The following is a 19,142-nucleotide window of genomic DNA, read 5'->3' on the forward strand; positions in this document are numbered from 1 at the left end:
GCGGCCTTCCGCTGCAGCAATCCGCAAAGAGGTCCTGAACCGTTGGGCCTCTATTCCAGATACAGCGATCGCAGCCGTGCGACATCCACCGGGGTAATCCCCAGCGTCGCCAGATAGCCTTCGACACCGCCGTAATCACGGTCGATCACCTCGAAGAACTGCGCGAGGTGCGATGCGCCCGAGGCGGAATAAAGCGGCTCGGCCTTGATCCCGCCCGGTCTCTTCGCGGCAGCGGCATAATATTGCACGATCGGGTTGGTCGGATACAGCGCCGGGTCGAGCGGCGGCAGTTCGTTCTGCGGGCGGCGCAACTGGGTGGAGAGGTGATAGTCCGCCAGGATCGTCGCACGATCGACACCCAGCGCGCTGAGGATCAGCGCCGAGGCGATCCCGGTGCGGTCCTGCCCCGCCGAGCAGTGGTACATCACCGCGCCGTCATCGGCGAGCAGCCGCTTGAACAGCGAGCGATATTGCGGCGCGAGCAGCTTCTCCATGCCGGTATAGACATATTCGCCCTTCATGCTGCCCATATTGGCCATCAGGGGTTTCAATGAATAGTCGTTCGAGATGAACAGCGCGCCGGTGCGGTCGTCGAGTTGCGTTGCGGCCACCTCGCGCTCTTCCAGCGAGCGCAGATCGACGATAGTGCCGATATTGAGCCCGCCGAGCAGCGTGTAATCTTCTTCCGTCAGCAGCGGCAGCGCGCCCGAGCGGAACACCTTGCCCCAGCGCACCGTCTTGCCGCCCGCACCCTTGTAGCCGCCCAGATCGCGGAAATTCGACCCCTTGGCGAGCGGCAGTTCGCGTTCTGCGGCCAATATCAGCGAGGCATCGCCGCCATCGCGCAGGACCACGAACTGGCGCGTTGTGGCGGGCAGGGCGATGATCGCCTCGCCCTTGCGACTGGCCTTGACCACCGGCACCGCTGCCCCTGCGGCTACCGGCGTATCGGTGACGATGATGTCGACTGGGTCGCTATCTTGCCAGCTGACCTTGACCGTTTGGGCATCGATGCGCGCCACGGTGACATTGTCCACCGCAAGGGCAGGGGCGGTGCTTGCCAGCAGCATCAGGGCCAAGGCGGCTTTCATGCGCATGTGTTCTCTCCTGTCAGAAGCCGAAGCGGATGCCGGCGAGGTAGCGACGACCGATCTGCTCGACTTCGGTCGGGCGAGCTGGCGTCCCCTGGAATGCGGTGTATTTGGCGTCGGTCAAGTTGTTGAGATCGGCAAACAGGCTGATGTTGGGCGTGATGTCATAGCGGATCGCGACATCGACATTGGTATAGCCGCCGCGGAACTCGTCGCCGGTCGCTACGCCGCCACCGGTACCGATCGAAAGTGATTCCAGATAGTCCGAGCGCCACTGATAGCTGGCACGCACCGAAAGCCCGTATTTCTCGTAATAGAGCGAGGCATTGACGATGGTGTCCGACGTGCCGGGGAAGCCTATGTCCTGGCGCTGGTTGGTATCAAAGCTGCCTTCCAGCAGCGTGAGATTGCCCTGGAAGCCGAAACCGTCGAGCGGCGAGGGCAGGAAGGTGAATTGCTGCTGATAGTTGAATTCGACCCCGTAAAGCTCGCCGCTGTTGCCGTTGAAGCTGGATGTGAGCTGATACTGTGAGCGGTCCCTGCCATTGCTGTCGAACGCGTTCGACCCGACATCTTGAGTGTTTGAGTAAAGTACGTTGTCTACCCAGCGATGAAAGCCTGCGACCGAAAGGATACCCTGGCCGGGGATATAATATTCGAGGCTGGCGTCCACACCCCAAGTGTATTCAGGCCGCAGCTGCGGGTTGCCGCCGCTGATCGTGCCGGGGTTGGTCGTATCATTGATTGTGGAGCTGACCCTGATTTCGCCGAAGCTGGGGCGCGCGATACCGCGCTGGCCGGCGACGCGGAACACCAGGTTGTCCATGACATCGAAACGGGCATTCACGCTGGGAAATATGTCGGTATATTCCTGTGGTGATGACAGCGGGACAACAATGCCATTGGCGACCGCCTGGCCCTGGTTGGTCAGCTTGAAATTCTCGACGCGTGCGCCCGCGATGACCTGGCCACCTTCGAATACGAACTTGGCCATTCCATAGCCGGTCAGCGTTTTTTCGGTCAGCGCAAAGCGATTCTGTGGTGGCACGTTGTTCGCAGGATTGTAGCGCCCCTGGCGCTGCAGCGTGGTCAGAATATTGTCGAGATCGGCGCGCATCCGGGTGTTGTCGACATAGTTGAAATTGAGGCCCGACGGAAAGCCGGTGTCCCAAGGCGTGTCGGTGATATAGCTTGCCGGATTGAAGCTGAGCCCCGTACCGGCGAGAGCGCCGGGCGTAAGAAATACGATATTGCTGGTGGAGAAGACGAAACCGCCGATGTCACGATCAGCATAGAGCAGGCCGCCAGTCAGGGTCAGGTCGCCCAGCTCCTTGGCCACGTCCAGCTTTACCGTATAGCTGTCGGTGAACACGTCCTGCACGATCGGGATAAGGATCGCGGACGCCGCAGTGATCGTCGTCTGATCGAAATTCGCCAGCGCTGGGCCGCGCACAAAGCTGCCCGCAGTTGCGCCGGGCACAGTCTGGAACAACTTGACGATCGGGAAATTGGGGCGGCTGAAATCATAATTGACCGAAGGTGAAGTCGCCGTCGGCGTGCTTGCCTGCACCAGCGGCAGAAATGTCGTATTTTCGGTGCGGGTATAGTTCGCGGCGAAGTTCACCTTCCAGCCGTCTTCCTCGTAATCCCCGCCAATGGTGTTGATGTAGTTACGAGTACGGTAATTACCCAGATTGAATGACGCGGTGATGGGAACGCGGACCAGATCGCCACCGGAGAGGTTGCGGGTGCCGGAGAGCGCACGGTCGAGCCGTACCTCATACTGGTCGCGCTGCTCGTCATCCTTGAACTCGGTGTAGATGGTCTTGAAATAGAGCTTCTGGCCTTCGGCGGGCGAGTATTCCAGCCCCGCGAACAGGCCGTTGTTTTCACGGACGAGGCGATAGTTGCGGATATCGATCTCGGTCGGACCAAACTGGGTATCGGCTGCATTTGACGGTTCGTCGTAGCGGCCCACCTCGCGGTTGTCCGTCACCTGCTCGCGGCGATAGTGCGATGCGCCCGCCACGACACCGAACGTGCCATCGCTGTACGACACGCGGATCGATCCCTGGCGCTGTTCGCCGTTGCCCAGCTCCATCAGCCCATAGCCGACATCGCCCTGGACGTGAAAGCCGGCCTTGCCTGCCAGCGGCGAGAAGGTGCGCAGGTCGATATTGGCGACGATCGCCTCGGCCTGGATATTGGGGGTGAGCGACTTGTTGATCGCCAGCGCGCTGAGGATCACCGCGGGCACCGCATCGAAGCGATAGGCGCGCGTGAGGCCGCCTTCGTCCGCGCCGATCATCGGAATTCCATCGATGCTGACCGAGGTCCAGCGGTTGGGCGCGCCGCGCACCTGGATATAGCGCTCCTGGCCCTGATCGCGCTGCACTGCGACGGCGGGCAGGCGCGAAAGCGCGGCGGCGCTGTTCTGGTCGGGGAAGCGGCCGACCGAGTCTGCGGCCGAGATGTCGATCAGGTTGTCGGCGTTGCGCTTCTGCGCGATCGATTCCCCCTGCGCGGTGATGATCGCGCCCTGCACGATGATCTCGCCTTCCGTGCCGGCATTCGCCTCATCGGCGCTCTGCGCGGTCTGCGCCATGGCAGGCAGGCTGGCCATGCCAGCGAAAGCCAGAACGGAAATGGACGAGCGCAGCCGCGCAAAGATATGTGGATTGAAGATCATGATGCAGCCCCCTGGTGAACAGGGGCGCTGCTAGGCGTTGGGCATGACTCTGCAATGGCTTCAATATGACGGTATTTGCCAACGCCATCGCAGGACCGTCTTGAAACTGTCAGTATGTCGTCACACCAGTGACGTCATGGCGGCTCAGCCGCGCAATTCCCTCGCCACCATGTCGCTGATGCCGCTCACCACGCGCGCGATACCCTTTGGGTTGGGGTGGACGCCATCGGGCAGCATCAGCTTGGGATCGGTGATCACGCCGTCGAGAAAGAACGGGTACAGTTCGGCATCATATTGCCTGGCAAGGTCGGTGAAGATCGGGTTGAACTGCCCGGCATAATCCTGGCCCAGGTTGGGCGCGGCGATCATGCCGGTCAGCACGACGTCGATATCGCGCTTCTGCAACTCGGCCAGCATCGCCTGCATATTGTCCCGGGTCTGTTCAGGGCTGATGCCACGCAGCATGTCGTTGCCGCCGAGGCCCAGGATGACAAGGTCGGGCTTGCGCGGCAGGCCGTCGAGCGCAAACGTCAGTCGCTGCAAGCCTGCTGCAGTGGTGTCACCCGATACGCCGGCGTTATGAACCGACACCTTCAAGCCCTTGGCAGATAACGCCTTTTCCAGCTGCGCAGGAAAGCTTTCGTCCTGCTTGACGCCGTACCCTGCATAAAGGCTGTCGCCGAAGGCCATCACCAGCTTGGTATCTGCGGTGAGCGCAGCGGGGGCGGCAGGTGCCTCTGTGCGTTCGACCGACGGCACTGCGGCTTCGTCCGACGACGGCGAACATGCCGCAGTGCAATAGACAAGCGCCAATGCCGCCCCATATACAATGCTGTTCCGTCCCAAAGCGAAAGCCCTTTCATTTCATGCACGATACCCAGACGCGGTCTCATATTGCGATTGCCGCCCGCAATGTCACCCTCTCGCTGGGCGAAAGCGGCAACCAGACGCAGATATTGAAGGGCATCGACCTCGAAATTCCCCTGGGCCAGTCGGTGGCGCTGCTGGGGCCATCGGGCTCGGGCAAGTCCTCGCTGATGGCGATCCTCTCTGGCCTCGAGCGTGCGAGCAGCGGCGACGTCATGGTCGCCGGCCTCGATTTCGGGCCGATGGACGAGGATGGCCTGGCCAGGGCGCGGCGCGGGCGCATCGGCATCGTGCTGCAGGCGTTTCACCTGCTGCCGACGATGACGGCGCTGGAGAATGTCGCGGTGCCGCTCGAGCTGGCAGGCCGTGACGATCCGTTCGGCACCGCAAAGCGCGAGCTCGAGGCGGTCGGTCTTGGCCACCGCGTCACGCATTATCCCAGCCAGCTTTCGGGCGGCGAGCAGCAGCGCGTGGCGATTGCCCGCGCGATGGCGCCGGGGCCGGAGATCATCTTTGCCGATGAACCCACCGGCAACCTCGATGGCACCACCGGCGAGGCGATCATCGACCTGCTGTTCAGCCGCCAGCGCGCGAGCGGCGCGACGCTGCTGATCATCACCCATGACCCGGCACTCGCCACGCACTGCAACCGCGTCATCGAGATGCGCGACGGCCTGATCATCGCGGATCGTGCCGGCGGCGCGGCATGACCTGGGCGCAGATCTGGCGCATCGCGCGGCGCGACTTGTCCGGGCGATTCCGGGGGCTTCGCTTGCTGATCGTCTGCCTGTTCCTCGGCGTTGCGACGCTGGCGACCATCGGCAGCCTCACCGCATCGATCACCGGCGAGCTCTCGCAGCGCGGCCAGGTGATCCTGGGCGGCGATTTCGAGGTCACGATGTCGCAGCGCATGGCGAGCGAGGCCGAAGCAGCCGCGTTCGAGCAAGAGGGTACAGTCTCCGAAACCGTAAGGATGCAGGCGATGGGGCAGCGGATCGCGCCGCGCGCTGAAGGCGCTGGCCCCGATGCCATCCTCGCCGAGCTGAAGGGCGTGGATTATGACTATCCGCTCTATGGCACCGTGACGCTGCGATCAGGCCAATACGCGCCGCTCGATCCGGGCAGCGCGGTGATCGGCGCGGGGCTGGCCGACCGGCTCGACCTCAAGCCCGGCGACAAGATCCGCTTCGGCGAGGCGCAGTTCACCATCCGCGGCATCATCGCCGACGAGCCCGACCGGCTGGGCGAGGGCTTCACGCTCGGCCCCGTCGCGCTCGTCTCCGATCTCGGCATCCAGCGCACCGGGCTGATCCAGCCGGGCAGCATGTACGAGGCGAAATATCGCGTGAAGGTGGGCGCGCTCGCCGACCCTGTCGCCTCGATCGACCGGTTGAAGGCGAAATTCCCCGAAGCCGGGCTGGAGCTGCGCGACCGCGATCGCGGCGCGCCAGGCACCTCGCGCTTCATCGAACGCATGGGCCAGTTCCTCTCGCTGGTCGGGCTCGCCGCTCTGGTGATCGCCGGCATCGGCGTCGGCAATGGCGTCGCGTCGTACCTCGCCACCAAGCGGCAGGGGATTGCGACGCTCAAGATCCTGGGCGCAGGCTCGGGCGACATCCTGCGCATCTATCTGGTGCAGATCCTCGCGGTATCGGCGCTGGCGATCCTCGGCGGGCTGGTGGCGGGCGCTCTGATTCCGCCTGCGATCATCGCGGCGGCGGGTGACATATTGCCGGTGAAGCCGGGCTTTGCGATCCATCCGCTGCCGTTGCTGGTGAGCGCAGCTTATGGCCTGCTGATCGCGTTCATCTTCGCGCTGCCGCCGCTGGCGCGCGCGCGGCACATTCCCGCCGCCGGGCTGTTCCGATCGCTGATCGAGGGCAACCGCTGGCCCGACCGCGCGACATCGATCGCGGTGGGGGCAGGGATCGCCGCCGTCGTCATTCTGGCTTTGGTCACCGCGCGCGAGGCGGTGTTCTCCGCGTGGTTCATGGCGGCGGCGAGCGGCGTGCTGGTGATGCTTGCCGGGATCGGCTGGGGCATCCGCTGGACCGCATCGAAGCTGCCGCGCCCCAAGGCACCGCTGCTGCGGCTGGCGCTCGCCAACCTGCACCGCCCCGGCGCGCAGACCGGGCAGCTGGTGGTGGCTCTGGGGCTGGGGCTGACATTGTTCGTGATCCTCGCAGGCATCCAGACCAGCCTCACCAACGAAATCACCCGCACTGTCCCCAAGGAAGCGCCCAACCTGTTCGTGCTCGACGTGCCCGTGGCGGGCGCAGCGCAGTTCCGGCAGGTGGTGGAAGCCGCCGCCCCCGGCGCAGCGGTGAACACCGTGCCCTCGCTGCGCGGCACGGTCACCGGCTACAAGAACATCCGCGTCGCCGACTTGAAGGACATTCCCGACAACGCCTGGGTGCTGCGCGGTGAGCGCGGGCTCACCTATGCCGACACCTTGCCCGAGGGCAGCGAGCTGATCGAGGGGACATGGTGGCCCAAGGGCTATGACGGCCCGCCGCTCGTCTCGGTCGACCGCGAGATGGCGCAGATCCTCGACCTCAGGGTGGGCGACATGCTGACCGTCAGCCTGCTGGGGCGCGAGTTCACGGCGAAAATCGCCTCGCTGCGCCAGATCAACTGGGACACGATGGGCTTCAACTATGTGATGGTGTTCAGCCCCAACACGCTGCGCGATGCGCCGCACAACCTCGCCGCGACGGTGTCGTTGAAGGGCATGGCCGATGCCGACGTCAAGGAGCGCGCGGTCTCGAAGGCGGTGCTGGCGGCGTTCGCGTCCTCCTCGGTGATCGAGGTGCGCGATGTCATCGGCCAGGTCTCGACGATCCTGACCCAGATCGCCACCGCGATCGCCGCCGCCGGATCGATCGCGATCCTCTCCGGCATCGCGGTGCTGATCGGCGCCATCGCCGCGTCGCGGCAAGCGCGGATCTATGACAGCGTGATCCTCAAGACGCTGGGCGCGACGCGCGGGCAGATCCTGTCGGCACAGGCGCTGGAATACGGGCTGCTCGCGGGATTGCTGGCGCTGGTCGCGCTGGCGCTGGGTCTGACCGCGGCGTGGTACGTGATCACGCAGATCTTCAGCTTCAACTGGCTGCCCGACTGGCCCGTGGTGCTGATGACCCTGGGCGGTGGCGCACTGCTGACTCTGGGCCTGGGGATCGCAGGATCGCTGCCGGTGCTCGCGGCACGGCCTGCGCGGGCTTTGCGGCAGTTGTGAGATTGGGACTGGGGTCTTTTTGAGGGGAACCGAATTTGGGCGCCATGCGGGCGGAGCCGGTCGTTTGAATTCTGGGTCACGAACGTCGGATGCCGCTGACCGTCTTCAAGCCCCTTCCGGAGTACCCGGCGGCTTCGCTTCCGGTCGTACCCGAACGCCCGCCGCATCCGCGATCATCCGCGCCCATTCGCGGAACGGGTACATCCAAAGGGCCACAAAATCGGTGTCGGGCACACCGGCGCTTTTGGCACCCATGGGAGCATCAATGTGGTGCGGGGCGCGATAGGTGCCGAACAGCCAGTCATACAGCGGCAGCGCATTAGCGAGGTTGGTATTGTAGGCGGGCTCGGCGTCGAGATGATGCCAGCGGTGAAAGCGCGGGCTGGCGATGACCATGCGCAGGGGGCCATGGTCCCAATCCAGCGGCGAATGGACATAGGCCGAATGGAGCAGCACCGCCAGCGTACTCGCCGCGGCGGCGGCCGGCGGCAGGCCCATCCAGCCGATCATGACCAGCGCGAACAGGCGCATCACCACCGCCTCCAGCAGGTGGATGCGCCATTGGGTGAGGCCATTCACATGGGTATCGCTGTGGTGGATGGCGTGGATCGGCCAGCCCCAGCGGCTGTGCAGCCAGCGATGCGACCAATAGAGCCAGAATTCCTTGGCGACGAAGGCGATGAGCACCAGCAGCGGGAACGGCACTGCATGCCAGACCGAAGGCGACAGGCCTGGCAGGCCAAGCGCGTCATAGGCCATGAGAAAGCCGGCAGTGGCCAGCGTTAGCCATGGCATGAGCACCAGGTTGCTGAACCAGAAAAGCACGCTGACGCCGCTATTGGCCAGCGCCTTGCGCGACACCAGCACCCGATATCCGCCGACCAGCGCGATCAGCAGTGTGACAGCCGCCGTGCCGACGATCACCTGAAAGGATCGCAGCTCCCATAACCGCATTGGATCGAGCGAGAATTCCAAGCACCATCTCCGCAAGCGTTCGCGGAGTGGCTTAGCCTGGTTGTTGTCAACAAATCATTTACCGGCGCCTCCAGCCAGGCGAGTCAGCAAGCCCGTTTGGGCACTGTTTCTCGAAGATAAGGCTCAGGATTTCGCTCGGCGAGATCGTCATCCGACACCCCCCTCGGTCATCGCGTCGATGAAATGGATGTCGTCAAACCCAGCGCTTGCCGCAGGCGCGGGCTTGGCAGCCGGGGCCAGTGCTTCGGCGATCACCTTGTCGATGGCCTTGGCGCGCTCAGCCTGTTGCGCAGGCTTAGCCTTGGGTGCTTCCACCTTGGCTGCCGGAGCAGCTATGGGCGTGGCGCTGGCAGCAGCGGCATTGGCCGGGACCGCTTTGGGCGCGACGCGCAGCCAGATCCTCTCGGCACAGGCGCTGGAATACGGGCTGCTCGCAGGATTGCTCGCGCTGGGGCTGACGGCGGCGTGGTACGTGATTACGCAGATCTTCAGCTTCAACTGGCTGCCCGACTGGCCCGTGGTGCTGATGACCCTGGGCGGCGGCGCACTGCTGACACTGGGCCTGTGGATCGCGGACTCGCTGCCGGTGCTGGCGGCGAGACCTGCGCGGGCGTTGCGGCAGTTGTGAGGGGCCCCGTGGGTCTCCATGTTCGAAAGATGAATACCTTTAGGTCGGACGCGTTGGCAAAATCGCGTGATTTGCTCCTCCCAAGCCTGAGGCCAAGTCTCCCGAGTCCTTAGCAGACCAGATGCCAACTGCGGTGGGCCAAAGCTGCACAGATAATTGGCGACTAGCACTTGATGCTGCGAGATTGTTGCATCGATACAAATTCAATCCTAACATCGCGGCACACCATTTTGTGACTATGACGCAGCACGGCCAAAATGCTCAAATATTTTATCTAACAAAAGGGAATGTCGATGGTTGCCGACGAAATCGAGCTTGCATGGGACGACCGTGATGATTTTGAAGATGAGTCTGCTGCTGAGAATGCAGATGATATTCAAGTTGCCGCTAGCGATTTCGAGAAATTAGTGATCGCACCCAGCGACTGGACGGTTAGCACCATATACGATCTGATAGGTCGGCAATTGCAGCTCGATCCAGCATATCAAAGGCGGAATGTTTGGCGACAAAAGGCTAAGTCACAATTTATTGAGTCATTGTTACTAGGTATACCAATACCACAAATATTGCTTGCGTCCAAAGCTGGACAGAAAAATGCCTTTTTGGTTTTAGATGGAAAGCAAAGGCTGACAACCATTAAAGAGTTTATTGATGGAAGATCTTATGATGGTCGATTGTTTAGATTAAAGGATTTAAGAATACTAAAGGAATTGGAAGGAAAAAATTGGACTGATTTGCAGACTGTTGATGACTGGGCTGATAGATTAAAAAATGAGCCTTTAAGGACTACAGTCCTGCGAGGATGGGATAGCGAATCTGTTCTTTATGAGATTTTTTACCGTCTCAATTCTGGGAGTGTTAAACTTTCTCCAATGGAGTTAAGAATGTCGCTACTGCCAGGTGATTTCTTAAAATTCATTATTTCATGGACTGAAGAAATTGGACCAATCCATCGCATTCTTAGCAAGCGCCAGCCTGATGCTCGTATGTCTGATGTCGAACTTGCAATTAGGTACTTAGCATTTAGAGATCAGCAAACACAGTATGCAGGTGATCTAAAGAAATTTCTTGATGAATTTTGTAATTTAAAAAATTCCGATTTTTCGGTCGATCCCGATCAAGAGCGTTATTACAGAAACCTGTTGGGTAATATGAATGCCGGAATAGAAGCAGGTGTAGCAGAGTTTGGTATAAAACGTTTTTGTAGAAAATACGTTGATGGTACCTATGAAAGTCGATTTAATCGTGCAGTATTCGACGTTTTGGTCGGTGCTCTTTCCCACGCCGATGTTCGTGGATGGGTTGAGGCTAATCTGGGAGAAATGGAGAAATTGTATCAAGAAATTTGTACTCAGCGTCCTGAGTTTGTCAAAGCCGTGGAGTCCACAACCAAATCACCTGATGCTACCCGCAAGCGTTTTGAAATCTGGTATGATGCGGTCCGTTCGTTAACTGGTATCCATCTGAACATCCCTGATATAAAATGAAATCCCCTACACCTCATTACCGCACTTTGATCAGATCTTTGAATAAAGCAAAGCTGATCACCGGAGGTATAAACATGTTGGGCTGTCAAACCGACTTGCAGCATCTAAAGCTGCAGTCATACATACTGTTATGCCACGCCGCACTTGAGCAGTATGTTGAAGATTTAGGGCTTGATGCTGCTTTAAAGTCACGAGAGATTTTTTCATCTACTGGTATTCTGACGAAAACGTTAGTCGCTTTGATATCGTCTAAATTGGTGAATGAGCTATCGGAAAAAAGTAAGTCAAAAATATCGTCTGAGCTTGTGTCAAATATTGATGAGTTTTCAAAGGAAGCCTTTAATCGCTATCGGTCCGTTGTGCAGTCTAACAATGGAATTACCGATCGCGACCAAGATAAAATTCTAATGCCAATCGGTGTTGATCCACTGAGTGTCGACGTTGTCTTAAGGAGTAATCTCAACTCGTTTGGGCAAAAACGTGGCGACGTGGCGCATAAATTTAAGGTCAAACGGAATGATACTCTGACCTCTGTTCAAACTGATTTGGCGACAATCAAAGAGAGTATTGTTGCTTATGATGAAGCTGTGTGCATGGCATTGCGGATGCGTATGAGATAATTATCTCTATATTGATTTTTATTAAAAAAGCCGCCCCGGTTGCCCGGAGCGGCTTTTTCTAAATCCCAGCGGGAAGGGGCGTTAGGTTACGCGGCCTTCTTGAAGCTGTCGACCGCGACGCTGACGCGGTTCGAGATTGGCTGGAAGACGTCGCCGGCCAGCTTGAGGAACATTTCGCTGTTCTTCGAGGTCTGGGCGACGGCGGTGTCGAAGCTCTTCTTGACCAGCTTGGTCTGCAGTTCGATGAACTCGGTGGGCGACTTGACCGTGGTCATTTCCTTGAGCGCGGCGGTCAGTTCCTCGAAGCCCTTCTTGGTGTCTTCGGCATAGGTCTGGCCCATTTCCTGCGCGCCCTTGGCAGCGATCTTGCCCGATTCGACCAGGGCTTCAACGTTGCCCTTGCTGAATTCGGTGGCCTGCGAGACCATTTCGGTGCCCTTTTCATAGGCACCCTTGGCGCGGGTCGACATGTCGCCCATCAGCGCCTTGACGCGATCGGTCATGGCTTCGGCGGCCTTCTTGGTTTCGGCGGTCATGGTTTCGGTGGTGGTCATGGTGGATTCCTTCTTCTTCACGGGCGTGGCGGCCTTGGCGGCAACCGGAGATGTGGTAACTGCGGACTTCGTTTTCGCGGCCTTGGGCGCTGCCGGTTTCGCGGCGGGCTTGGCCATCTTTGGTGCGGCAGGCTTGGCTGCCTTGGGCTTTGCAACGACGGGCTGGGCCAGCGCTGCGGGGGCGGCCATGCTGGCCTTGGCCGCAGGCGCGGGCTTGGCAGCGGGGGCCAGGGCTTCGGCGATCACGGTATCGATCGCCTTGGCAGGAGCGGCCTGCTTGGCAGGTTCAGCCTTGGGCGCTTCCACCTTCGCTGCCGGAACAGCTGCGGGCGTGACGCTGGCAGCAGCCGCATTGGCCGGTACCGCTTTGGGCGCGGGAGGCGTCTTGCTCTGATCGGACATGGTCGGTTTCACTCATCTGCTGCGTTATGCTGCAGTGCACAATAGTGATCCGAGGGGGCTGCGTCAAGGGAAATGTTGCACTGCACAAAAGTGCAAAGCTGCAAGGATACGCAGACACAAGCTGCCGTTATCCGCCCCGTGATCCTAGCGCAGGGCGGACGCGCTCACAAGCCGCTCAGCGCTGTTTGACGTAACGGCCTGGCGCATCCTCGATGGCCTTGAGCTTGCCCTTGCCGGGAATGCGCGCGCCCTTGGCCTTGACCGTGGCGGGGGCATGCGCCTTGAGCCACTCGATCCAGTCGGGCCACCAGCTGCCGCGCGTTTCCTTCGCGCCCGCGATGAAATGCTCGAGCCCGTTCACCGGCTGCTCGTTGGTCCAGTACTGGTATTTCTGCATCGACGGCGGGTTGACCACGCCTGCGATATGGCCCGATCCTGCCAGCACGAAGCGGGTGGGGCCGGAGAGGTGATCGGTCAGCCGCCAGACGCTTTCCAGCGGGGCGATATGGTCTTCCTTGCCCGCCTGGATGTACGCCGGCGTTTCAATGAGGCGCAGGTCGATCGGCGTGCCATCGACGCTCATCGATCCGGGCTGGACCAGCCGGTTGTCGCGGTACAGGTCCTTGAGGTACGACTTGTGCCACTTGGCGGGCAGGTTGGTGGTGTCGCCGTTCCAGTGCAGCAGGTCGAACGGGGGATAATCCTCGCCGAGCAGATAGTTGTTGATCACATAGTTCCAGATGAGGTCGCGCCCGCGCAGCAGGTTGAACGTCGCGGCCATGTAGCGCCCGTCGAGGAAACCCTTGGCGCCCAGCTGGTCGACCAGCTTCAGCTGCTCGTCATCGACGAACAGCGTGAGGTCGCCTGCTTTCTCGAAATCCACCTGCGCGGTGAAGAAGGTGACCGACTTGACGCGCTCGGCCTCGCCGCGCTTCGCCAGCAGCGCCAGCGTGGCCGCCAGCGTGGTGCCCGCGACGCAATAGCCGATGGTGTGGACATGGGGCACGTCGAGCGCTGCCCGCACCACGTCGATCGCCTCGATCTGCGCCTTGACGTAATCGTCCCAGATCACCTCTGCCATGCTCTCATCGGCGGACTTCCACGAGACCATGAACACGGTGATGCCCTGTTCGGTCGCCCAGCGCACGAAGCTCTTCTGCGGGTTGAGATCGAGGATGTAGAAGCGGTTGATCCATGGCGGGAAGATCACCAGCGGGATCTCGACCACCTCGTCGGTGGCAGGCGCGTACTGGATCAGCTGGAACAGATCGGTCTCGTAAACCACCTTGCCCGGCGTCACCGCGATGTTGCGGCCGAGTTCGAACGCATTGGGGTCGGTATGGGTGAGCTGGCCCTTGCGCATGTCGGAGAGCATGTGCTCGAGCCCCTTGAGCAGGTTCTCGCCCTTGCTCTCGACCATCTTTTCCATGACCAGAGGGTTGGTGAGCGCGAAGTTGGCGGGGCTCGACGCGTCGATCAGCCCCTTCAGGGCAAAGCGCATCTTCTCCTTCTGCTTGGGCTCCAGCCCATCGACGCGGTCGGCGACGCGCAGCATCTGTTCGGAGACCATCAGATAGCTCTGCTGGATCAGCGCGTAGACCGGGTTGTCGTGCCACTGGCGCGCGGCGAAGCGACGGTCGCTGCGCAGCTCGGGGACCTGCGCGGGCGTCGTGGGCGGGCCGCCTTCATGTTCGGCGAGCATTGCAGGCGGAGTCATCGCGCCGATGAAGCCCTGCCACAATGCCATGCCATCGCGCCACATGTCGGCCTGCGCGTCGAGCATCGCCTGCGGCATGCTGCCCATCCAGGCGGGGAGACGCGCCTGGAACGCCTGCGGGTCGGTGAAGGCGCTCATGTCCATCGGGGTCTGCTGCGCGAGGGTTGCGGCGTGTTCCAGCATCATCTGCTGCGCGCGCCCGACCACCCAGGTCCAGTGCTGCATCTCTTCCAGCGTGGGCAGGCCCGGGGCCGTGATGTCGGTTTCGCCTGGCATCGTGTTCTCTCGCTTTTGTTCTTTAACTGCGTCCTAGCAGCGTGGAGCCGTAAAGATAAGTCCCTGATCCGCCCTTCGGCGCAAGAGAAAGCCTCCCGCTTTTGCTCGACACGCGCACGCACATAGGTCAAAGAACGCGCTCCAATCACGGAGAATGAAAAGCGAATTCGATATGTCTGAAGACTTCTACCGCATCAAACGCCTGCCTCCCTATGTCATTGCCGAAGTGAATGCGATGCGGGCCGCGGCGCGAGCGGGCGGAGAGGACATCATCGATCTGGGCATGGGCAATCCTGACCTGCCGCCGCCGCCGCACGTGATCGAAAAGCTGTGCGAAGTGGCGATGAAGCCCGATGCGCACGGCTACAGCCAGTCCAAGGGCATTCCCGGGCTGCGCAAGGCGCAGGCGAACTATTACGCGCGCCGCTTCAATGTCGAGCTCGACCCCGAGACCGAAGTCGTCGTGACGATGGGGTCGAAGGAAGGGCTGTCGAGCCTTGCCACCGCGATCACCGCGCCGGGCGATGTCGTGCTCGCGCCCAACCCCAGCTATCCGATCCACACCTTCGGCTTCATCATTGCAGGCGCGACGATCCGCTCGGTACCGACGACGCCGGACGAGAATTACTGGCGCTCGCTCGACCGCGCGATGGCGTTCACCGTCCCGCGGCCTTCGGTGCTGGTGGTGGGCTATCCCTCCAACCCCACCGCCGAGGTGGTCGATCTGGCGTTCTACGAGCGGCTGGTCGCCTGGGCGAAGGAGAACAAGGTCTGGGTGTTGTCCGACCTTGCGTACAGCGAATTGTATTATGACGGTTGCCCGACGCCTTCGATCCTGCAGGTTCCGGGCGCCAAGGATGTCGCGATCGAGTTCACCTCGATGTCGAAGACCTATTCGATGGCCGGCTGGCGCATGGGCTTTGCGGTGGGCAACCGCCAGCTGATCGCCGCGCTGACGCGGGTGAAGAGCTATCTCGATTATGGAGCGTTCACGCCGATCCAGGCGGCGGCCTGCGCTGCGCTGAACGGTCCGCAGGATATCGTGCAGAAGAACCGCGAGCTGTATCACAAGCGCCGCGACGTGATGATCGATGCGTTTGGACGGGCAGGGTGGGACATCCCGCCGCCGCGCGCCTCGATGTTCGCCTGGGCCCCGCTGCCGCCAGCGCTCAAGCACATGGGCAGCCTCGAGTTTTCCAAGCAGCTGCTGCAGCACGCCAAGGTCGCTGTGGCACCGGGCGTTGGCTATGGCGAGGACGGCGAAGGCTATGTCCGCATCGCCATGGTGGAAAACGAGCAGCGGCTGCGCCAGGCGGCGCGCAACGTGAAGCGGTATCTCACCAGCATGGGCGTGAATGCGCCCGGGCGCGCCGTGGGGAGCTGAATCCGGGCGCATGTCTGCTCCGTTTCGGAGACGACTGCGCACACAATCCGGCAAGGAACGCGCATGACTAGCGTCCGGGGCACGATGGCGTGTCCAGGGAGGCAGTCATGCGGATTGAAACCAATCCATCGCTGGGCGGACCTTCGGGCGCAAATCCCGTCACCTGCAGGTCGTGGCTGTTGTCCGGGCCCGATGTCGCAGCTTCAAGCGAATTGGCGCTGGTGTTGTCGCGCTTCGGCATCGATGCGCAGCCCGGCCTGCAGGCCTGTGAGGCTGCCCGGCACACGCCGGTTCTGTGCGATGCGCGGCGGCGGGCCGCAATGCGGGCATGGCTGGACGATATCCCGTGGCGCACTGCCCCGCTGGTGTTCATCGGTGTCAACGCTCCAGGCGCCCGGGCGCGGTTGATGGACAGCGGCGCAGATGATGCGGTGTCCGCGCGGATCGCTCCGGCGGAACTGGCCGCGCGCATGCACACGGCGCTGCGATCGCATGCTGCCGCGCAGGGGATCGTCCGGCTGGCAGGCTTCGACTTCGATACCGGGTTGCGGCAGGCGCGCTGGGGTGGCAGGCCGGTGCCGCTGATGCCGCGCGAGTTCGACCTGTTGCTGGTGCTCGCCCGCCAGGCCGGGATGCCGGTCAGCCGCGATGCTCTCTTGCGCGCCGTCTGGCGTACGGTCTTCGACCCCGGCACCAACAGCGTCGAGGTGCACATCTGCAAGTTGCGGCGAAGCCTTCGCTTTCTGGAAGAGGGCGTACGAATCGAAACGGTACGCGGCAGGGGATATTGTCTGATCAGCAGGCGAGGCCCCAGGGCGTGATCGCGCGGGGGGTGACAGCGCGGCCTCAATCCTTATGGTCGGTTGCAAAGCGCAATGCGATTCTGTCTGGAGAGGCCGACCTGCAATGATCGATCTGTATTACGCACCCACGCCCAATGGGTGGAAAATCTCCATCATGCTGGAGGAATGCGGCCTCCCTTACACGGTCAAGCCGGTGAACATTGGCGCTGGCGAACAGTTCACGCCCGAATTCCTCGCGATCAGCCCGAACAACCGGATCCCTGCGATCGTCGATCATGATCCGATGGGCGGCGGCGAGCCGATCAGCGTGTTCGAGACCGGTGCGATCCTGCTGTATCTGGCCGAGAAGACAGGCCGCTTCCTGACCGCCGACGTGCGGGGCCGTTACCAAGTGATGCAGTGGCTGATGTGGCAGATGGGCGGGCTGGGGCCAATGCTGGGGCAGAATGGCCATTTCAAGCTCTACGCGCCCGAAAAGCTGCCGTACGCCATCGACCGGTACGAGCGCGAGACGGCGCGGCTGTACGGTGTGCTCGACCGCAGGCTGGCCGAGAGCGAGTATGTCGCGTGCGCGGAATACACCATCGCCGACATGGCCATCTTTCCCTGGATCATGACGCACAAGCGGCAGGAAATCACGCTGGACGATTATCCGAACATCGCCCGCTGGTACGCGCTGTGCCGCACGCGCCCGGCACTGCAGGCGGGGCTGGCGGTGATGAAGGACGCGATCAATCGCAACCCGCAGGACAATGCGAAGGCCCGCGAGACGCTGTTCGGGATCAAGACCGCGTGACCGTTAGCGCAACGTCCCTCGACTTCGCTCGGGAACTCGGCAAGGTTGCCATGGGCCATTCTGGGATACGCTTTCTTTTCCGCCTGTCCCGAGCGAAGTCGAGGGACGTGTGCTCGACCGGCTGCCCCAAGGATAACTGATGACCCACCCAATCGAATTCTGCTTCGACCTGTCCAGCCCCTGGACGTACCTGGCGTTCCACAACATCCGCCCGCTGGCCGCGCGACATGGCGCGACGATCCGCTGGACGCCGATCCTCGTCGGCGGAGTGTTCAACGCGGTCAATCCATCGGTCTATGCGGCGCGTGAGGCGATGGACAGCCCGAAATACCGGCATATGGGCAAGGTGATGCGCGCTTGGGCGCGGCTGGCGGGGGTGGAACTGAAATTTCCCGCGCCCTGGCATCCGCTGAAAAGCATCGCCCCGATGCGCGCGTGTTGCGCGCTGGAGGATGATCAGGCCGCGCTCGAGCGCTTTGCCGAGGCGGCGTTCCACGCCTATTTCGTCGAGCAGCGCAATCTGGACGATCTCGCAGAAGTGGCGGCCGTCGCGGACAGCATCGGGATGGATGGCGCTGCCCTGGTCGAGGCTGCAGCCAGCCAGCCGGTCAAGGACCGCCTGCGCGCCAACACCGAAAAGCTGGTGGCGCGCGGCGGCTATGGTTCGCCCTCGATTTTCGTCCACGGGACCGATATGTATTTTGGCAATGACCAGCTTCCGCTGGTGGAACAGGCGCTTGTGCAGCCTTTGGGAGAGAGAATGTCATGAACGACCGGGTCAGCATCACCATCGAGAACCATGTCGCCGATGTGCGGCTGAACCGCGCAGACAAGATGAACGCGCTCGACCCGGCGATGTTTGACGGGATCATCGCCGCCATCGACCGTCTGGAGAACGAACCCGGCGTGCGCGCGGTGGTGCTGTCAGGCGAGGGACGCTCGTTCTGCGCTGGCCTCGACATGGCGAGCTTCACTGCGCCCGGCGGCGGCTCTGGCGGCGATGCGCCTGCTGCGCTCACCGACCGCACCTATGGCAATGCCAACAAGTTCCAGCAGGTCGCGTTCGGCTGGCGCAAGCTGCCGATGCCGGTGATCGCGGCGGTGCACGGCGTGTGCTTCGGCGGCGGTCTGCAGATCATGTCCGGCGCGTGCATGCGCATCATCGCGCCCGATGCGCGGCTTTCGATCATGGAAATGCGCTGGGGGCTGATCCCCGACATGGGCGGCTATGCGCTATGGCGCGGGACGGTGCGCGACGATGTGCTGCGCGAGCTGACCTACACCAACCGCGAATTTTCCGGCGAGGAAGCCGGCCGCGTCGGCTTTGCGACGCATCTGGATGCTGATCCCTATGCGCGCGCGATGGCGATCGCGACCGACATCGCGACCAAGAACCCCGATGCGGTGCGCGCTGCCAAGGACCTGTTCAACCGTACGCCCGACCTCGATACCGACGCCATCCTGATGGAAGAGAGCGTGCTTCAGGACAAGATCATCCGTACCCCCAATCAGATGGAAGCGGTGTTCGCGTTCATGCAGAAGCGGGCCGCGAACTTCAGCTGAGGGGTTTTCCTGTTCTCCGGCGAAAGCCGGAGTCCAGGGGCGGTCAGGTGTT

General features: G+C 61.8%; 17 protein-coding genes. 10 read left to right on the forward strand and 7 right to left on the reverse strand.

The features are described from left to right. Positions 1–50 precede the first annotated feature (50 nt). From D618_RS0105530 to D618_RS0105540, 3 genes are all read right to left on the reverse strand, one after another. The gene (locus D618_RS0105530; RefSeq protein ID WP_152414537.1) at positions 51–1,097 is read right to left on the reverse strand and encodes a tyrosine-protein phosphatase; all 1,047 of its coding nucleotides are present in this window, start codon (positions 1,095–1,097) and stop codon (positions 51–53) included. 13 nt (positions 1,098–1,110) lie between these two features. Continuing rightward, positions 1,111–3,780 (reverse strand): TonB-dependent receptor, encoded by a 2,670-nt coding sequence (locus D618_RS0105535; RefSeq protein WP_017670503.1) that lies wholly within the window; start codon positions 3,778–3,780, stop codon positions 1,111–1,113. A 144-nt stretch (positions 3,781–3,924) separates the two neighbouring features. Beyond that, on the reverse strand, positions 3,925–4,593 hold the full coding sequence (locus D618_RS0105540; RefSeq protein ID WP_017670504.1) for an arylesterase: 669 nt from the start codon (positions 4,591–4,593) through the stop codon (positions 3,925–3,927). A 53-nt stretch (positions 4,594–4,646) separates the two neighbouring features. On the opposite strand from D618_RS0105540, the gene D618_RS0105545 reads away from it, so the two are divergent. Both D618_RS0105545 and D618_RS0105550 read left to right on the forward strand, forming a co-directional pair. Beyond that, entirely contained in the window at positions 4,647–5,357 is a 711-nt protein-coding gene (locus D618_RS0105545; protein ID WP_017670505.1) for an ATP-binding cassette domain-containing protein, read from the forward strand. Further along, positions 5,354–7,885 carry an FtsX-like permease family protein gene (locus tag D618_RS0105550; RefSeq protein ID WP_017670506.1) on the forward strand — a complete coding sequence of 844 codons (2,532 nt, stop codon included), beginning with the start codon at positions 5,354–5,356 and terminating at the stop codon, positions 7,883–7,885. Before D618_RS0105545 ends, D618_RS0105550 begins: the two co-directional genes overlap by 4 nt. A 105-nt stretch (positions 7,886–7,990) precedes the next feature. On the opposite strand, the gene D618_RS18935 is transcribed toward D618_RS0105550, so the two are convergent. Further along, positions 7,991–8,860 (reverse strand): sterol desaturase family protein, encoded by an 870-nt coding sequence (locus D618_RS18935; RefSeq protein WP_152414538.1) that lies wholly within the window; start codon positions 8,858–8,860, stop codon positions 7,991–7,993. 147 nt (positions 8,861–9,007) lie between these two features. Continuing rightward, a complete protein-coding gene (locus D618_RS19840) occupies positions 9,008–9,175 on the reverse strand; it encodes a hypothetical protein (protein ID WP_017670508.1) in 168 nt (55 codons plus the stop codon). Position 9,176: 1 nt separating this feature from the next. On the opposite strand from D618_RS19840, the gene D618_RS0105565 reads away from it, so the two are divergent. The 3 genes from D618_RS0105565 (at position 9,177) to D618_RS19650 (ending at position 11,595) form a co-directional block, all read left to right on the forward strand. After that, positions 9,177–9,488: a hypothetical protein gene (locus D618_RS0105565; protein WP_193746678.1), complete on the forward strand. Its 312-nt coding sequence runs from the start codon at positions 9,177–9,179 to the stop codon at positions 9,486–9,488. 293 nt (positions 9,489–9,781) lie between these two features. After that, complete coding sequence (locus D618_RS19285; RefSeq protein ID WP_040370308.1) at positions 9,782–10,975, forward strand: DUF262 domain-containing protein; 1,194 nt, start codon at positions 9,782–9,784, stop codon at positions 10,973–10,975. Beyond that, positions 10,972–11,595 (forward strand): HEPN domain-containing protein, encoded by a 624-nt coding sequence (locus tag D618_RS19650; protein ID WP_152414539.1) that lies wholly within the window; start codon positions 10,972–10,974, stop codon positions 11,593–11,595. Before D618_RS19285 ends, D618_RS19650 begins: the two co-directional genes overlap by 4 nt. An 86-nt stretch (positions 11,596–11,681) precedes the next feature. On the opposite strand, the gene D618_RS0105575 is transcribed toward D618_RS19650, so the two are convergent. Together D618_RS0105575 and phaC are read right to left on the reverse strand one after the other, a co-directional pair. Then, entirely contained in the window at positions 11,682–12,551 is an 870-nt protein-coding gene (locus D618_RS0105575) for a phasin family protein (RefSeq protein WP_017670511.1), read from the reverse strand. Positions 12,552–12,726: 175 nt separating this feature from the next. After that, entirely contained in the window at positions 12,727–14,544 is a 1,818-nt protein-coding gene (gene phaC, locus D618_RS0105580) for a class I poly(R)-hydroxyalkanoic acid synthase (protein WP_017670512.1), read from the reverse strand. A gap of 172 nt (positions 14,545–14,716) precedes the next feature. On the opposite strand from phaC, the gene D618_RS0105585 reads away from it, so the two are divergent. The 5 genes from D618_RS0105585 (at position 14,717) to D618_RS0105605 (ending at position 19,090) form a co-directional block, all read left to right on the forward strand. Beyond that, a complete protein-coding gene (locus D618_RS0105585) occupies positions 14,717–15,928 on the forward strand; it encodes an LL-diaminopimelate aminotransferase (RefSeq protein ID WP_026091340.1) in 1,212 nt (403 codons plus the stop codon). A gap of 107 nt (positions 15,929–16,035) precedes the next feature. Next, complete coding sequence (locus D618_RS17740; RefSeq protein WP_017670514.1) at positions 16,036–16,749, forward strand: response regulator transcription factor; 714 nt, start codon at positions 16,036–16,038, stop codon at positions 16,747–16,749. 85 nt (positions 16,750–16,834) lie between these two features. Then, complete coding sequence (locus tag D618_RS0105595; protein ID WP_017670515.1) at positions 16,835–17,527, forward strand: glutathione S-transferase N-terminal domain-containing protein; 693 nt, start codon at positions 16,835–16,837, stop codon at positions 17,525–17,527. 139 nt (positions 17,528–17,666) lie between these two features. Then, positions 17,667–18,296 carry a 2-hydroxychromene-2-carboxylate isomerase gene (locus D618_RS0105600; protein WP_017670516.1) on the forward strand — a complete coding sequence of 210 codons (630 nt, stop codon included), beginning with the start codon at positions 17,667–17,669 and terminating at the stop codon, positions 18,294–18,296. Beyond that, positions 18,293–19,090, forward strand: coding sequence for a crotonase/enoyl-CoA hydratase family protein (locus tag D618_RS0105605; RefSeq protein WP_017670517.1), 798 nt, complete (start codon positions 18,293–18,295; stop codon positions 19,088–19,090). The genes D618_RS0105600 and D618_RS0105605 overlap by 4 nt, the downstream gene beginning before the upstream one ends. The last annotated feature ends 52 nt before the right edge of the window (positions 19,091–19,142 follow it).

This window comes from Blastomonas sp. AAP53, from assembly GCF_000331245.1.
Taxonomy (GTDB): domain Bacteria; phylum Pseudomonadota; class Alphaproteobacteria; order Sphingomonadales; family Sphingomonadaceae; genus Blastomonas.

What these genes read in the sequence shown, in the direction of transcription:
- D618_RS19650 (WP_152414539.1), top strand. Translation starts at nt 10,972, where the DNA reads ATGAAATCCCCTACACCTCATTACCGCACTTTGATCAGATCTTTGAAT.
- D618_RS19285 (WP_040370308.1), top strand. Translation starts at nt 9,782, where the DNA reads ATGGTTGCCGACGAAATCGAGCTTGCATGGGACGACCGTGATGATTTT.
- D618_RS0105595 (WP_017670515.1), top strand. Translation starts at nt 16,835, where the DNA reads ATGATCGATCTGTATTACGCACCCACGCCCAATGGGTGGAAAATCTCC.
- D618_RS0105545 (WP_017670505.1), top strand. Translation starts at nt 4,647, where the DNA reads ATGCACGATACCCAGACGCGGTCTCATATTGCGATTGCCGCCCGCAAT.
- D618_RS0105605 (WP_017670517.1), top strand. Translation starts at nt 18,293, where the DNA reads ATGAACGACCGGGTCAGCATCACCATCGAGAACCATGTCGCCGATGTG.
- D618_RS0105530 (WP_152414537.1), bottom strand. Translation starts at nt 1,097, where the DNA reads ATGCGCATGAAAGCCGCCTTGGCCCTGATGCTGCTGGCAAGCACCGCC.
- D618_RS0105600 (WP_017670516.1), top strand. Translation starts at nt 17,667, where the DNA reads ATGACCCACCCAATCGAATTCTGCTTCGACCTGTCCAGCCCCTGGACG.
- D618_RS0105585 (WP_026091340.1), top strand. Translation starts at nt 14,717, where the DNA reads ATGTCTGAAGACTTCTACCGCATCAAACGCCTGCCTCCCTATGTCATT.
- D618_RS0105550 (WP_017670506.1), top strand. Translation starts at nt 5,354, where the DNA reads ATGACCTGGGCGCAGATCTGGCGCATCGCGCGGCGCGACTTGTCCGGG.
- D618_RS0105535 (WP_017670503.1), bottom strand. Translation starts at nt 3,780, where the DNA reads ATGATCTTCAATCCACATATCTTTGCGCGGCTGCGCTCGTCCATTTCC.
- D618_RS17740 (WP_017670514.1), top strand. Translation starts at nt 16,036, where the DNA reads ATGCGGATTGAAACCAATCCATCGCTGGGCGGACCTTCGGGCGCAAAT.
- phaC (WP_017670512.1), bottom strand. Translation starts at nt 14,544, where the DNA reads ATGCCAGGCGAAACCGACATCACGGCCCCGGGCCTGCCCACGCTGGAA.
- D618_RS0105575 (WP_017670511.1), bottom strand. Translation starts at nt 12,551, where the DNA reads ATGTCCGATCAGAGCAAGACGCCTCCCGCGCCCAAAGCGGTACCGGCC.